A 13,840-nucleotide genomic window follows, 5' to 3' on the forward strand; every position below is an offset into this window, starting at 1 on the left:
TTATTAAAATTGGTGGGTGTATGGAAAACACAAAAACAACTAGGGAACTTAACGGTTTTTATTTAACGATTGAATGTAATAATTTTATTGACGCGGTGCTTGCTGGTGATGATGTGATCGGTGAGGCATTTGCTGGTACGGGTAAATCAACCTCTTTGTTAGCGGTTGAGAAATACCACACAAACAAAAAGGGCTTATATAGTTTGCTATGGTAAAACTTTAGAAGAAGAAGCGAAGGAATTATTTGTTGGTGATAATGTAAAAATACATACCTCACATGCGCTTGCTTTAAGTTATTTGCCAAGTAATTTAAAGGAGTCTGTTTTAGCTAGAACTAACATGATCCTAAACACTAGTGCGGTTTTAAATTATTCTGGTTTTAAGGGGCATATTAATGCTCAAATGTTCGTAAAAATTCCGACAGGAACCATTGCTAAATGCATTAAAATTATCAGTAAACAATTCATAGAAACAGCTTCAGAAAAAGTAAGTGAAATTCATTTAAACAAGGAATTTTTCACAGCACTAAAAAGTTTAGAAAAACAGAATAAATTGGATGAAAAAAATAAGGTTGCATTTAAAGAATTAATGCTCGAATGTGCAAGTAAATTAACAACTGAAATGATGGACTTAAATTCTAGCTGCCCGACTACCCATGATGGATATTTAAAAAGTTGGCAATTATCTAATCCAGTACTGGATTATGACTACATATTATTCGATGAGGCCCAAGACTCAAATCCTGTATTACTCCACATTATTTTATCCCAACAATGCCAGAAAATATTAGTAGCCGATAGTTACCAAAACATATTTCAGTTTAGAGGTAGCTTAAACGTATTAAAAATGATTTCGTTTGACAAATATCCGTTAACGCATTCATTTAGGTATGGACAAGATTTAGCTGATCTTGCGAGTAAAGTTTTAAATCATATAGATAATAAAATAGCGATCACAGGTAGAGGTTACGACACGCAAATAATCAAAGGGTCAGAGTGTGAACATAGTGAACCTTTTTTATTTATAGCGTACACAAACTTTTCAACCTATGAGGTTTTAACAGACTGCTATCAAAGTGATGTGCCAGCTAAGATTTTAGGTGACACTAAAGTTCAAAACGCACAATCTGTTTTAAGCAGTCTTATTTCATTTAGCCGACACGGTTTGGCAACCCACAATGACCACAAGAAATATAAATCATTTTCAGAATTGTTAGAAAGAAACAATAAAGGCGGTGAGTTAAGCAAGCTTGCTGAAATGGTTAATTCTAATATTGAGTACGCTGAAGATTTATTAAAAGCCTTTGAGTGGAGTAAATCGTTTTCTAACGATCAAGTTGTAGTTACATTGATTACAGCTCATTTGTCGAAAGGTTTAGAAGCTGACAATGTTTTTATAGCTGATGATTTTCTATTCTGTCATTGATGCGTTCACTAATGGAAATGCAATTAAAGATTCTGATTTATTTTTGTTTTACGTTGCGATCACAAGAGCAAAGAAATGTTTAATTTTACCAGATGTAATTCACATGGCGATGGAAGATAACTCATCGTTCAAAGTAACGGCTACCGAAACTGAACCTTGTCAAAGTGACAATTTGAAACATTTGCTACAAGCGACTAAAAAATCACCTTTGCACCAGGTTGTTAAAAGTGAACAAACGCAATCGGAGTTACCAAATTCGAGACATAGTTAAAAATGAACACTCTAGTGATTTGATTGAAAGTACACCAGAAAGTTTAATGCCTCTTGATTATTTGGACAGCTCGGTTTTACCTTCAGGTGCAGAGCCTGCGTTAATGGAACAAACGGGTGATGTAGATTTAAATAGCATAGCGATAGAAATCGGAGTCTGTAAGGAAACAGGAGAAAAGCAATATTGGACACCGACTGATACTAACCGTTACTTAAATCCAAACTTTGCGGTTTTGGGAACGATGGGTACAGGTAAAACTCAATCAGTTAAAAGTTTGCTTGCGCAGCTCACTAGTCAAAAAAGAAAAAACACTAATGGCCTACCTTTCGGCATTCTCGTTTTTGATTATAAGTCTGATTACATTGGAGATGATTTTGTTAAAGAAACGGGCGCGACAGTTTTAGATGCGAATGCAATACCGATTAATCCACTTACTCTTTACTTCAAAACATAAGCTTGCGCCAATTAGAACTTGTAAGGGTGTTGTTACGACAATCACTAAGGCATTTAATCTTGGTATCAACCAGCAGAACGCTTTGAAAAAAGTGATAATGGGTTGCGTATGAAAGAAATGGTATTGATAACGGTGATCCATCAACGTTTAAAAATCCTGCACCTACATTGAACGATGTTTATAAAATATATAACAACAGAGATAAAGTTCCCCAAGATAGTTTAACGGCTGCTTTAGATGAGATTGTTGATTTTGAACTGTTTTGAGAAAAATAACAGGAAGTGTAAAAATTTATTTGACACCATGCGCGATAATTTAATTGTGGTTAACCTTTCAGGTGTGGATGTTAACTTGCAAAACTTAATTGTAGCTACCTTGCTCGACCTCTATTATGCACAAATGCATGGAGGCCAAAAGCCTAAACAATCAGCTAACGGCCACCGTGCAATCACTAATATGTTCTTAGTTGATGAGGCAGATAACTTTTTATCCCAAAATTATGATTCATTAAGAAAGCTTTTAAAAGAGGGTAGGGAATACGGGGTTGGTGCGATTCTATCTACACAGGGCTTAGACCATTTTAAAACAGACCTTAATGACTACAGTGTTTATATGGCTGGTTATTGTATTCATCGCTTAGAAAACCCTAAAGCGTCAATGGTTGCTTCAGTATTTAATCAAACAGATAAGGCCACACAGAATAAAACATTGAGCCAAGTTAGAGAGTTAGAAAAGCATCATTCATTACTTATTGATGGCAAGAAACAAATCACTTACCAAGAAAGCACTGCGTTTTGGAAACTAATAGAAAATAAATGATGCTCTCGGTCAGTGATATTTAATACTGGCTTTTAAAAAGAAAAAAACTTATAGCACTACATGTTGTGTAACCGGCTTTGACTTGTACCACTACATGTAGTGTTTCTTTAAATTTTTAGGTTATTGATATGAGCTTAAATATTTCATCAGAAGATTTGTTAAAGATAATTTTAAATAAGCCTTTTAAATTTTGGGCCTGTTCTAATAGAGATCACAAGATAGTTAAATGGAATGAAAAGGGATCTCAAGCAGTCTGTTCTGAGTGTGGGGAGAGATCACCAATCAATGTCAATACCGATAATTAAAACGAATAAATTACACAACTACAAAAAAGGAGCTTGAAATGAGCGATAAAGCGATAGAGTTTAAGAATTGGTTTAAAACCCGAATGGGGCATCCATTAAGCGTAAAAGTAGCTTACAGCGCCATTTTGGAGCTGGAAACGTTGAATGATAGTGCGCTTGCTGCGATCGATTTTGCATTGAACACAGAGGATGGGCTTAACTTCTTGCAATTATGGAGTGAAGGAGAGTTTGACGTTATTCGTAAAGAATGGTCAGACGCACCAGAAGAAATTTACATTGGCTCTGATCCGTTACATGTGAAAACAGGTGGCAATGGTAAAGGTAAACTAGAACAACAGCAGCTAAATGGATGCAATGACCGTAGATTGATTGATTGGAAGTTGAAGGCAGAGAGTTATGATTTTGTTGATCAGGTCAACGGGGTACAACGCAAAACCAACCCCAAATTAGTTGATCGTTTGCCAAGCAAATCAGATAAATATAAGTCATACATAGATGCTTGTGATAAATATCAAATAGACACGAACTCTACTGAATTACTTCATATCCCATTTACTAATTCAAGATCAGGTAATGAACAAACTTATCTTGCTTTAATGGTTAATAACAATGATCTTGTTGTCTTGCTTAAATCAAAAGAAACCGATTCTGGTTATACTAAATACGATAGAAATAGTAATGTTTCTTCTCATCAATGGGAACTTGCAGATGAGTTAACACATAATGAACTTTGGATGTTTTTAGATTCAATCAAAGAAAGAGCGAATAAAAGGTAAGCACCTAAAAGTTCACTTTTAACAATGAAAAGGTATAGAGAGTAATGAAATGAAAATTGAAATTATGATAAGCAAAACTCTTTACGATAGCCTTAATCAAATTGACCTGTCAGTGAGACTTGAAGAACACCCAAACGATGTATTGTATTCCCAATCATTCACCGCCAAAGTAAATGATTATTTAGAAACATTAAATGAAGCTGATCATAATGAAGTACTTAGTTATTTAAGCGATCCACTTTCATCATTCAAATACGCTAAAGATACTCATAATTACTCTTTACAAAAATTTAATAGCAACGGGATTTGTTACCATGGACTTACTGCTGGCACTTGCCCTTGCGGATGCAGCGAGTGGATGATTTAGTGTTTAAAGTGATTTTGGATGCTATGAATCAGAATGTATAGTAAATAAGTTGGCATACTGCTCTGTTTGATTGCAACTAATGATTCACATGTTAAACGAGTGTTGTCAGACATTAATTATACGGTAACTACAAACAGCAGAACGCTTTGTTCACAACGAACTCGGGAAATAACAATGGAAATACCTCTAATTAATAAATTAATAACCACTAACGGTTTTGGTTTGCGATCATGGGATGATCGCTACAGCAAGGGTGTGCGGGTATGCGTTGCTCCAAATTCATACATGCTTGAAGAAGTAGAATCAGCATCAGATGACGGTGATTTAGACATGATTCCTTCAACTGAGTTTTTACTTTCGCAAGATTGGTTGCCGTTTGCTATCGGTAAAGATTTTATCCATGCCTTACAAGAGTTGGAAAACCGCCTCAATGCACTACCAGTCGAGCAGATAGATAGGGCGAGTAATTGGTCTAATAGCGTTCATGAAGTGCTTGAACACTTAAAAGAGGTTGCAAGTTCAGGAAACAACAATTTTAAAGAATTATCTAACAACTTTGAAAAAACTTGGATTTAACTTAAAAGGTTCCAAGTAAATATTCACCGACAACAGGGGATTAAAAATGATTACGGCTGATGAAGTATTAAATGATCAAGCAGCATCGTTCTGGCTTAAAGAGCAAATAAAAAATGCAATGAACAGGGATATTATTGATGCAATAAACGACACTGAAATATTACTTGAAGTTCTAAATGAACTTAATAGAAAGCGTGGTGTTGTTCAAAAGAAATTATAGGGACTGGCATTGATGCTGGTGGTTTTTGTATGTGGTGCAACAGGTTTTATTGAGTGAGGCCGATTAAACCAGCTACCAAAAATAATTAGTCGTTATTGTTTTGGTTAGCTGGTTTTTTATGGGGTTCATATAATTAAAAATAGGTTTAATTAATTCTGCTTTAAATATTAACCGAAGTGGTTTTTAGTTTTAATTTCAAGAGTATTTAATTCTTGTTTCACTTTCAGATCACTTTCATCACAAGGTATCGCAGCAAATGTGCATCCATATTTTTCAAAAGTGTTACCCTTGAATAATTTAAAATTAGGCTTTAATAAATCCTTATAAATTTGATCTGAATTTAAACTTACAGGGCCGTAAGCTTTTCTAACCCCATCTTCAATTACTATCACATATGATGGAATAACGCGATCGTGAATATAAGAAGCTACTTTCCCACTTACATAAACAAAAGGGTAACTACCAAATAAAGTAATAAAAAGTAAAAACAAGCCAATCTGTAACGTTTTGGGGATGATTAGCTAGGCTAAGAATCACAAAGAAGGAAATCACACCTAAAATAGTTAATGCCGTTATAGTCACATCAACGCGATTACTTTTACTTTTCTGAGCTTTTAATTTTTTTCTATTTCAGCACTGTATCCCATTTTTATATTCCTCTTTTTCCTATGTTTTAGTTCTGTGTGAATAGCGGTAAGAAACATTCATGCTTACCACTATTTTTTATGTTTAAGCTGCTATTAGCAACATTTTTAAATTTAGATGCTTCAATAAGCGCATTAGTGTTAAAGCTTAGTTCTGCTTCTCTTTCAGTTATATCCATTTCTTGAGCTGCTTCTTTGGCAGATGATAACCAACCTTTTAACCTGCCAAATTCAACATTTAATTTACAAATAAAATCTTGATTCAATTTTATATGTAAATTTCCGTTCTTAAACGCTTTTGCTTCAAACAAAGAGATTTCTTTATTTGATACGTGATCATGAAACATGAAAGTATTTTTAATATGTGTGTCCCACAAAAAATCAGTAGTTGTTTTTTGTCCTGTTCTATCGAAATTCAAATTAATAGCGATAGTGCATAAATCATCAAGCAATGTGATTGCTCTATTAGATAGACCACAATCAGGGTTTTCATGTGACCATGATGAAGTAGCAAGGCCGCCAGCATTATGCAATACAATGCGATGATCTAAAGCATATCTGTCTAAGTCGTTAGGTCTGCGGCAATAGTTCCAATTCTCATCTTTAAAGGTCTTTTTGTTTGATTTGTAAAGAATGATGTTTGCACGTTCAGTTAAACTATTATGGCAATCAATTAATTGCTCATCAAAATAAGAGTTAGCATTTTTTATAACCCAATGCACAACACCGTGAGCGTTCTCTGCTGAAAAATCAAGATGAGTATTTTCAAATAAGGTGTCTAATAGCTTTTTACGTGAGCGATTAGTTAATTTATCTGTAATGGTTGTTAAGTTGTTAAATAACTCTCTCCAATACAAATCTTTTAGTGACATAATTTTTTGCTCAAGGCCACTTTGCACGTTCTCAACATTAACATTAAGTTCTTCTAATAACTCGGGGTCGAGTTCGCTAACCTTTAAGTAATTATTCATTAACACTTCAATATCTCGGTCATAAAGTCTTTCTAAAACTTTTACGAGCCCTTCACTTTTAATCAAATCACTATTGTTGGATTTTTCTTTAATGCTTTCTTTTTAGATGTTTGATATTGATAGCTTGACTGTTTGGTTTTTTTGCATTGATTTTAAAGTGAGTATTAAACCAAAGTTTAAACGGATCTACATTTACTTGATTACCTCTAAAGTAACTTTGTCTTTTATTTGCAAAGTTTACGCGCAATACGTGTACAGTGGCCCTAGCTTGACGAAATGCATCTAAGTAAGTATCTGTGGCTAAGATAGTAATCGATGCGCTACGCTCTTTTAGTGCGTCTTTAATGGACTCAGATTTTTCCCATCGAACAGGTAAAATTAAATAAGCGAATTCTGCATTGCTTTCATTAATCAATTTTAAAGTCCAGTTTTCAAACTCTGAAAAGATAGGATTCATAAACACAATAGCTACTTTTTTATCAAGCAAGCTTTGAGCATGATAATCAGTGCCGACAATAAAAATTGACTTGTCGAGGCTTTTGATAAGTTCAGGTGCTTTTTCTATAGCGTATCGTTTGCCTTCAGTTAAATATTCTAACGCGCTACCAGTGCCGCAACCAATATCAAGAACAGACTCGGTAATGGGATCATCGCTAGAAATTAAACATTGTTCTTTAATATCTTTTTTGATCACATCTAACTGAGATATTTTAGTGGGGTAAAACTCGAAGTCATTACCTGCTGCTTTAAGTTCTTCAACTATTTTTAATGTAGAGCTTCTTGTATGAGTGTTCATTATGAAATCCCTTATATGTTTTTAGATAACTATATTAATAATATCCTGACTTTTTAAAGTCCAAAGAAATTTATTACAATATATTTGAATAAATTAAATTTTAATTTAAATTTTGGAACTATGCTTTAATTGTTAATATTGAAAAACGAGAGATAAAAGGGGGTTCACATGGAAGCAATCAATAAAAAGAAAAAAGAGTTTATCAATGCTTATAAAAAGAAAGGCTGGGATACTAAAGAGCTTGCGCTTAGGTGGGGGTGTTCAAGAACAAGAATTTATCAATTAGCGGATGAAGTTGGATCAGACCATAAGTTAGCCCAATCGCACATTGATAAAGTAAATGGCTTACCTGATAAATGGTAAACAACAAACCAATAACAATCAAACTAGTTTTCATAAAGCACTTAGAGCAAACGATTGTCTTACTAAAACTTTATTTAAATTAAAAAAACATTTTCACATAGATTGTTGCCTGTTAGTTATGAAACTAAAACACGAAGTGACAAAATTTATTTAATACAATTTACTTACTTTGATGAATCAAAATAAGAAATCAATCTATTTAGTAGGGAAATAGAGATAGGTAACTCATATAAAAGAGCTTTTAGGGCTGGTGGCTCAAAAGAACAATAAAAGGCATTGTTAACAATGACTTATGTAAACTATGTAAGCTAGTTAACTTTTTTCAATGCTATTTGGTTAAGCATAACCATCACTTTAAAAAGAATTATTTAATAAAAACACCCCTTATTGATTAAAAATATCACATTTACTATGTAAAAAATGTTCATTTGTCACAAGCAGACACCTCCAACTATGTAAAAAATGTTCATTTGTCACAAGCAGACACCTCCAACTATGTAAAAAATGTTCATTTGTCACAAGCAAACACCTCCAACTATGTAAAAAATGTTCATTTTTTATTAACTCATAAGTCACTTTCTTTCGAAATTAACTTATTTTCATTCTTTCTTTTTATCCAAAAAATCAACTTAACAACTTTAGAGTTTTTATTAGCTGGATTTCGCCTAATTTCTTGAATGTAAACACTAAGATCAGTTCTTTTATTTATTGAAGAAATAGTGGGAGCCAAATAGCCTCTTCGCATTTGAGGGAAAGAAAGATAAGAATCTGAAAGTGATAATTTGTTAATTAATGCAATAGGCGTTGTTGTATATTTACCTTTAGAAACCCACCTTTTAATCTGTTCATAAAGCGCAGCAGCATTGTTATTAAGGGTATTAACATATAACAATCTGTATTGAGTAAATGGGTCATTTTTTACAGGTCTAATTAAGTCAATAAAGCCATTCGTGAATGTAACCTTACTCTTTCCACGTTCAAAGCCAAATGAACATGTATCTGTAATATTTCGCTTTTGAAAGGAGCTAGGGAAAGAAGATCATCTTCTGATAATATCTTTTCATCTAAGCAACTAATCACATTATCAATCCATTCAGGGCGAGCCTCGTAGACCGTGTTATCAGGAAAGGCACTCAAAGCCGTTCTAATCTCTTTTGCCGCATGAGAGGCCGTTAGCTGAAATGTTCTTGCATATTCACCATGATCAATTATTACATCCCTTGTTAGCGTGTGAACACTATCAAACTTATATGCTTCCAACCAAAACCAAATAATACGCCTCTCTCCAATTGATAACTTACAAATTGAATCTATGAATTGATTCTTAATGTAAATTATAGGGTTTGAGGTTTTACCTTTGACTAGAGCTGAGTTAAGCATATTCATGAAGCTGGCCTTGTTAAAATAAAGTATCTAAGTGTTTGACCATACTTAACTATGTAAAGATATGCAAAATAAAAAATAAATTACATACTTTCCCGATGGTTATCCACATTATTATCCACAAGTTATTAAATTATGAACGGTTTTTACATAGTTAAGAAACGATTTTTACATAGTTAAAGAGCATCTTTTACATAGTTAAAGGACGCTTTTTACATGCCACATAATTTTAAACTCAATAGTGCTGCGGCTAAGAAAGGAGATAATTAAGTCTATAAGAGTATTATAAAAGATCTCATAAAAGAGCTTTTATAAAAGAGAGAGCTGTATATGTTAATAAAACAACCACAAGTTACATCCCTGGTAGTTCGATGAAAACATCTAGTAACTAACCCTACCTTTCATGGAAAGCTATTCGTTTAATTTAGGAAGTTAGCTAAGTGGAGGTAAAATTTCACAAAGAAAATTAATTAAATGGAATGAATATGAAAAAAACAATTTTATTGGCAATGTCATTGCTTATCACAACCTCAACTTTTGCTGGTGATTTATCGAAAAAAATACAGTTCAAGTTAAAGGAAAGATAGGCAAAGTTGTTGATGGGGATACGATTAAAGTTCAATTAAAACCATCGGATTATAACAACCTCAAAAATAGAGCTGAGAATAGAAAAGAAAAAAGTAATTTTAATGACAAATACAAAAGTGTAACCGTTCGGGTTGCAAGTATTAATACAGAGGAATCGGTTCATAGTAATAAGAGTAAGAATACCAAGAAAGGGATCGAGTCCTCAAACTACTTAAAGCACCTTGCGCTCAATAAAGAGGCAGTAATTAACTGTTACGGTTTTGGTTATTACGGTCGATTGATTTGTAATGTGGTTGTTAATAACCAATTTGATATCGCATATCAAATGATCATTACAGGGCGTTCAAACTATATAACTAAATACGGGGAAAACCCTTTTAATCATAAACAGTACCTTTACGCACAAGAGCAGCAAACAGATACAAAATAAATAACCATTGGAGAAATATAATGACAAATGAAAAAGCAAAAACTGGTAAAAATATAATGAGTAAGTTAAAGGTGACAAAAATTTTAAAATACACAGCCATTTCATTCACCTGTTTTATGGGTGGTCAAGGTGTGCAGCTCGTTTACTCTCATAGCAACATTGAAAACAAAGTCCTTGAGAAGATCGCTTTTTCTAGCACCGAGAACTCAGAACAAGTAAATCAATACAGAGAATGCGTGTATGGCAAGAAAGAGTTAACGGTTGATCAATGTGCAACTAAAACAGCCGAAGGCGAGAATATAAATAAACTGATTAAACAAGAAACATCTTACTTAAAAGCTGCGTGGCCTTTAAACTTATTGTAAAGCTGGTAGGCGTTTAAGTGATTTGATCACTTAAAGAGGAGTATATGCTGCTATTTTTTAGTAAATAGCAGTAATAACTTAATTAAGATGATAACCCGATCATTATACTGAAAAATCACCAAAAAGAAAGTTCAACAGCAACTTGCATTGAAGTTCTACCTGAAATAGCATCCCAAAATCAAAACGACTGCCTTTGCCTACTTCCGAATACCACTCTTGCAGGCCGTTAATAATAGAAAACTCATCAAGACCATCATCATGAGAAGCTTCAACCCAAGAAGGTAGTTTTTCATAACTTAACTTCAATAAGCTTTCTATTTTCTTATCAACTTTATTTTTTGCTTTTGCTTCTTCTTTTAGATTAAGACGATTTGCTCTAGTGAAATTTGCATGTATTCTCGTATCAAACCTAACTTCTTTAGCTTCAGCAATAGATGGGAAAGCTTGCGCTATAAAGTTTGGGTCTAAAAAGCTTCCATAATGTCCACCTGATAAAATTAACATATTAATTTGTTCTAGTATTTCTGCTTTACTTCCATGCGTTCTAGCGAATATAAGTTCATTTTTAGATGGATTGGTGTTGCCAAGGTAGTGTTTTAAGAAATATCGAGCATAGCCATTGAAAGGGACTTTTTGTTCGCGTTTTCCTTTGCTATAACATCAGAGATAGAAAGAGCTACAGCTCGTTGTATTAAATTTCTTGGTAGTATTTTCATAATTATAAATTCCATATTGATTAAGTTATGAATTAACTTTACCAAGATGGCCCCATCTTCCAAAATATTAAAATATTAAAATATTAAAATATTATGGTGGGTGCTAGTGTTGTTTTCTATAAGGGCATACTCGCTACCATAAGCGCAGAAAACCCTATTACTTGTTGTAGTTTTTCATGTTCGATTAGGACTTGTTATTATTTTTAATGTTTTAAATAAACAATTCAGGTTTTTAAGGTACTTGTTGTAGTTTTTCATGTGAAACGAGATCCAGTTAATCAATTGATTGAAAAAAGCCCTTTATTTGTGACGAAAATCACCTTAAATCACTCCTTTTGAGGTATTTAAGGTTTGTACTTATTTAAATCAGATAACTTATGTTTTTGGGCTTCTGCCATTGATGTAGAGTACTTGGACATAAACTCAGATGATAATTCTAATCCATGTTGCAATAGAACCTCTGGCTGAGAAATCATCATTGTCAGCTCTTCAACTGTCGGGTTAATAGGGTTGTCGGGCGTAAAATCATCACGATTTACAACCATGTACACACCAATAGCATCAGTATATTCTTTTCTATTTCCAAGCCTATCGAACAGTTCACTAACAGATTCAGATTCTTTCTCTTTCCAAGAGAATAAAAATTCTAATCCCCTTATTTTACCGCCCCTACCACTTGATATTATGTTGTAACCGTAACAGTTCTTGCGTTGCTTAGAGTTATAAAAAGTAATGTTCTTTTCTGTCTTGTCTATCTCTGCTATAGATCTCCTTATACAGTTCTCCATAAACATTTGATTTTTTTCATAACTCTTTTACTAACCTCTCCATCAGCATTTAAAAGGCCGAACCCAGCGTACAGGTCTTTTAATGAAAGCGTGTTTAGCTTTCCTTTTCCTGACGTTTTAAATCTTGATAGCATTTCATACAAAGCCTTAGAGTACCTACGGGCAAGCTTCCTAAAAATAACGTGATCAACTTGCGCGTGTCCTCCTGCAACGGTAAGCCACTCGTCAGAAAGCTCATCATTAGGTGACATAATAAGCTCTCCATTTTCGTAAGTTATTCTTTTAAACAAAGGTACAAAATCAAATCCTTTCTTCTGCTCATTTAAAATACCAACAGGCTTGCTGCTAAGTGTTTTAGATGGCCCTTTTAAAAGCGAGTATAACTGAGAAGAATCTACGCCAAACCAATCAGAAAGAACTTGATTGCTAAATCTATATTTAGGGGTGAACTTAACGTTCTCATGTTCTTGATAATACTTCCAATGTGCTTTTTGAATCCTAGAAAACAATAAGGCCATCAAGTCATATTCTTTTGTAGATAAGTTGATTTGAGAAAAAACAAGGTGATGGCTTTTCTTATAGAATTTAGAGTTAAGTTGAACAGCGCTGCTGGTAGAAATAATGTGATTACAGTCTGAATCAACATCTTTAACATCACTCTTGGTAGCTTTATCAGGCCCATAAGTGACTGATGCTCCATTATTAGAAACATGCAAATAAGTAAGACTTGCCCCTTTATCAACATAAGTAATATTAGAACTGCTAAGGTAAGATTTATCAAATTCACTCAAAATGCTACTCCGATCTCTATAGGCATTTAGAGTAAATACCTAACTTGTTGTAATTTTTAATGCTGATAATAAAAAATTCAACCACTTACGAAACAAGTTGTTTTTCCAATGTTTAAAAACTTAACTTGTTATAGTTTTTAATGCCAAACTCTAGCGTAATTAATAAAACATTTCATTTATATTTTCACAAAAAGTGATTTTCATGATCAATAATTAATGAATAAGTGGTAAATGAACATTTAAAAATCAACTTCTAACATTTAAAAATCAACTTCAACATTTAAAAAACAACTTCTAACATTTAAAAATCAACCAAGAACATAAAAAGATCAACTTGTTACATAAAAAGATCAACCAAAGGGTCTGTTTTAATCTTTAAATTCAATTGGTTACAGAGGGTCATATATTATATATTTTATAGATCCTATATATATTTATAGATCCTTATAGAGTAATGTGATATGTGGATAAAAATAAATGATACCCGTTCATAAAAAACAATTGAACATCACCAAAATAAAAGAAATTTACAATGAGCGAATTAATAACAAAAATTTTAACGGGCCTACTAAATGCGACATCATTTTTTTTGATAATGATTTCAATACTGTACATTATCCAAAAAGCAGTGATTAGCATATCGCTCTATAAATTTAAAAATAAAATTATTTATGGAACATCGATATTCGGAGTTGTAATTCATGAGCTTTCACATTTAGTTATTGCGGTTGCTTTTGGTCACAAAATTTTGAACGTATCGCTAGTGCATTTCGACAAGTCAAACACCCTTGG

General features: G+C 33.2%; 19 protein-coding genes. 11 read left to right on the forward strand and 8 right to left on the reverse strand.

The genetic code is table 11. The features are described from left to right. Positions 1-20 precede the first annotated feature (20 nt). The 8 genes from ACLKL2_RS19795 to ACLKL2_RS19830 all read left to right on the forward strand — a co-directional run bounded on the left by ACLKL2_RS19795 (position 21) and on the right by ACLKL2_RS19830 (position 5,213). Positions 21-215 (forward strand): hypothetical protein, encoded by a 195-nt coding sequence (locus ACLKL2_RS19795; protein ID WP_413694441.1) that lies wholly within the window; start codon positions 21-23, stop codon positions 213-215. Further along, the gene (locus tag ACLKL2_RS19800) at positions 166-1,425 is read left to right on the forward strand and encodes a UvrD-helicase domain-containing protein (RefSeq protein ID WP_413694442.1); all 1,260 of its coding nucleotides are present in this window, start codon (positions 166-168) and stop codon (positions 1,423-1,425) included. The genes ACLKL2_RS19795 and ACLKL2_RS19800 overlap by 50 nt, the downstream gene beginning before the upstream one ends. A gap of 227 nt (positions 1,426-1,652) precedes the next feature. After that, positions 1,653-2,150, forward strand: coding sequence for a helicase HerA domain-containing protein (locus tag ACLKL2_RS19805; protein WP_413694443.1), 498 nt, complete (start codon positions 1,653-1,655; stop codon positions 2,148-2,150). 303 nt (positions 2,151-2,453) lie between these two features. Next, the gene (locus ACLKL2_RS19810) at positions 2,454-2,969 is read left to right on the forward strand and encodes a hypothetical protein (RefSeq protein ID WP_413694444.1); all 516 of its coding nucleotides are present in this window, start codon (positions 2,454-2,456) and stop codon (positions 2,967-2,969) included. A 343-nt stretch (positions 2,970-3,312) separates the two neighbouring features. Continuing rightward, on the forward strand, positions 3,313-4,050 hold the full coding sequence (locus ACLKL2_RS19815) for a hypothetical protein (protein WP_413694445.1): 738 nt from the start codon (positions 3,313-3,315) through the stop codon (positions 4,048-4,050). Positions 4,051-4,099: 49 nt separating this feature from the next. Further along, positions 4,100-4,417 carry a hypothetical protein gene (locus ACLKL2_RS19820; protein ID WP_413694446.1) on the forward strand — a complete coding sequence of 106 codons (318 nt, stop codon included), beginning with the start codon at positions 4,100-4,102 and terminating at the stop codon, positions 4,415-4,417. A 174-nt stretch (positions 4,418-4,591) separates the two neighbouring features. Then, a complete protein-coding gene (locus tag ACLKL2_RS19825) occupies positions 4,592-4,993 on the forward strand; it encodes a hypothetical protein (protein ID WP_413694447.1) in 402 nt (133 codons plus the stop codon). 46 nt (positions 4,994-5,039) lie between these two features. After that, positions 5,040-5,213, forward strand: a complete 174-nt coding sequence (locus ACLKL2_RS19830; RefSeq protein WP_413694448.1) for a hypothetical protein — start codon at positions 5,040-5,042, stop codon at positions 5,211-5,213. A 167-nt stretch (positions 5,214-5,380) separates the two neighbouring features. Here the strand turns inward: ACLKL2_RS19830 and ACLKL2_RS19835 are convergent, their stop codons facing one another. From ACLKL2_RS19835 to ACLKL2_RS19845, 3 genes are all read right to left on the reverse strand, one after another. After that, on the reverse strand, positions 5,381-5,704 hold the full coding sequence (locus ACLKL2_RS19835; RefSeq protein ID WP_413694449.1) for a hypothetical protein: 324 nt from the start codon (positions 5,702-5,704) through the stop codon (positions 5,381-5,383). A 182-nt stretch (positions 5,705-5,886) separates the two neighbouring features. Next, complete coding sequence (locus ACLKL2_RS19840; protein WP_413694450.1) at positions 5,887-6,828, reverse strand: DUF4942 domain-containing protein; 942 nt, start codon at positions 6,826-6,828, stop codon at positions 5,887-5,889. Between the two features lie 88 nt (positions 6,829-6,916). Further along, positions 6,917-7,624, reverse strand: coding sequence for a class I SAM-dependent methyltransferase (locus tag ACLKL2_RS19845; RefSeq protein WP_413694451.1), 708 nt, complete (start codon positions 7,622-7,624; stop codon positions 6,917-6,919). Positions 7,625-7,792: 168 nt separating this feature from the next. Here ACLKL2_RS19845 and ACLKL2_RS19850 point away from each other — a divergent pair, with 168 nt between their 5' ends. Continuing rightward, positions 7,793-7,987 carry a hypothetical protein gene (locus tag ACLKL2_RS19850; RefSeq protein WP_413694452.1) on the forward strand — a complete coding sequence of 65 codons (195 nt, stop codon included), beginning with the start codon at positions 7,793-7,795 and terminating at the stop codon, positions 7,985-7,987. Between the two features lie 565 nt (positions 7,988-8,552). On the opposite strand, the gene ACLKL2_RS19855 is transcribed toward ACLKL2_RS19850, so the two are convergent. Beyond that, positions 8,553-8,879, reverse strand: coding sequence for a hypothetical protein (locus tag ACLKL2_RS19855; RefSeq protein ID WP_413694453.1), 327 nt, complete (start codon positions 8,877-8,879; stop codon positions 8,553-8,555). A gap of 38 nt (positions 8,880-8,917) precedes the next feature. Continuing rightward, positions 8,918-9,373 carry a RepB family plasmid replication initiator protein gene (locus ACLKL2_RS19860; RefSeq protein ID WP_413694454.1) on the reverse strand — a complete coding sequence of 152 codons (456 nt, stop codon included), beginning with the start codon at positions 9,371-9,373 and terminating at the stop codon, positions 8,918-8,920. 607 nt (positions 9,374-9,980) lie between these two features. Here ACLKL2_RS19860 and ACLKL2_RS19865 point away from each other — a divergent pair. Beyond that, positions 9,981-10,388, forward strand: coding sequence for a thermonuclease family protein (locus ACLKL2_RS19865; RefSeq protein ID WP_413694475.1), 408 nt, complete (start codon positions 9,981-9,983; stop codon positions 10,386-10,388). A 20-nt stretch (positions 10,389-10,408) separates the two neighbouring features. Further along, complete coding sequence (locus ACLKL2_RS19870) at positions 10,409-10,753, forward strand: hypothetical protein (RefSeq protein WP_413694455.1); 345 nt, start codon at positions 10,409-10,411, stop codon at positions 10,751-10,753. 102 nt (positions 10,754-10,855) lie between these two features. Here ACLKL2_RS19870 and ACLKL2_RS19875 read toward each other — a convergent pair whose 3' ends face one another. The 3 genes from ACLKL2_RS19875 to ACLKL2_RS19885 all read right to left on the reverse strand — a co-directional run bounded on the left by ACLKL2_RS19875 (position 10,856) and on the right by ACLKL2_RS19885 (position 13,048). After that, positions 10,856-11,257 (reverse strand): hypothetical protein, encoded by a 402-nt coding sequence (locus ACLKL2_RS19875; protein WP_413694456.1) that lies wholly within the window; start codon positions 11,255-11,257, stop codon positions 10,856-10,858. Between the two features lie 556 nt (positions 11,258-11,813). Beyond that, positions 11,814-12,263 (reverse strand): hypothetical protein, encoded by a 450-nt coding sequence (locus ACLKL2_RS19880; protein ID WP_413694457.1) that lies wholly within the window; start codon positions 12,261-12,263, stop codon positions 11,814-11,816. Beyond that, positions 12,242-13,048: a replication initiation protein gene (locus tag ACLKL2_RS19885; protein WP_413694458.1), complete on the reverse strand. Its 807-nt coding sequence runs from the start codon at positions 13,046-13,048 to the stop codon at positions 12,242-12,244. Before ACLKL2_RS19885 ends, ACLKL2_RS19880 begins: the two co-directional genes overlap by 22 nt. Positions 13,049-13,840 lie beyond the last annotated feature (792 nt).

Source organism: Psychromonas sp. KJ10-2 (assembly GCF_047323255.1).
Taxonomy (GTDB): domain Bacteria; phylum Pseudomonadota; class Gammaproteobacteria; order Enterobacterales; family Psychromonadaceae; genus Psychromonas.

What these genes read in the sequence shown, in the direction of transcription:
- ACLKL2_RS19795 (WP_413694441.1), top strand. Translation starts at nt 21, where the DNA reads ATGGAAAACACAAAAACAACTAGGGAACTTAACGGTTTTTATTTAACG.
- ACLKL2_RS19810 (WP_413694444.1), top strand. Translation starts at nt 2,454, where the DNA reads ATGCGCGATAATTTAATTGTGGTTAACCTTTCAGGTGTGGATGTTAAC.
- ACLKL2_RS19815 (WP_413694445.1), top strand. Translation starts at nt 3,313, where the DNA reads ATGAGCGATAAAGCGATAGAGTTTAAGAATTGGTTTAAAACCCGAATG.
- ACLKL2_RS19820 (WP_413694446.1), top strand. Translation starts at nt 4,100, where the DNA reads ATGAAAATTGAAATTATGATAAGCAAAACTCTTTACGATAGCCTTAAT.
- ACLKL2_RS19825 (WP_413694447.1), top strand. Translation starts at nt 4,592, where the DNA reads ATGGAAATACCTCTAATTAATAAATTAATAACCACTAACGGTTTTGGT.
- ACLKL2_RS19830 (WP_413694448.1), top strand. Translation starts at nt 5,040, where the DNA reads ATGATTACGGCTGATGAAGTATTAAATGATCAAGCAGCATCGTTCTGG.
- ACLKL2_RS19840 (WP_413694450.1), bottom strand. Translation starts at nt 6,828, where the DNA reads ATGAATAATTACTTAAAGGTTAGCGAACTCGACCCCGAGTTATTAGAA.
- ACLKL2_RS19845 (WP_413694451.1), bottom strand. Translation starts at nt 7,624, where the DNA reads ATGAACACTCATACAAGAAGCTCTACATTAAAAATAGTTGAAGAACTT.
- ACLKL2_RS19850 (WP_413694452.1), top strand. Translation starts at nt 7,793, where the DNA reads ATGGAAGCAATCAATAAAAAGAAAAAAGAGTTTATCAATGCTTATAAA.
- ACLKL2_RS19860 (WP_413694454.1), bottom strand. Translation starts at nt 9,373, where the DNA reads ATGAATATGCTTAACTCAGCTCTAGTCAAAGGTAAAACCTCAAACCCT.
- ACLKL2_RS19870 (WP_413694455.1), top strand. Translation starts at nt 10,409, where the DNA reads ATGACAAATGAAAAAGCAAAAACTGGTAAAAATATAATGAGTAAGTTA.
- ACLKL2_RS19875 (WP_413694456.1), bottom strand. Translation starts at nt 11,257, where the DNA reads ATGTTAATTTTATCAGGTGGACATTATGGAAGCTTTTTAGACCCAAAC.
- ACLKL2_RS19880 (WP_413694457.1), bottom strand. Translation starts at nt 12,263, where the DNA reads ATGTTTATGGAGAACTGTATAAGGAGATCTATAGCAGAGATAGACAAG.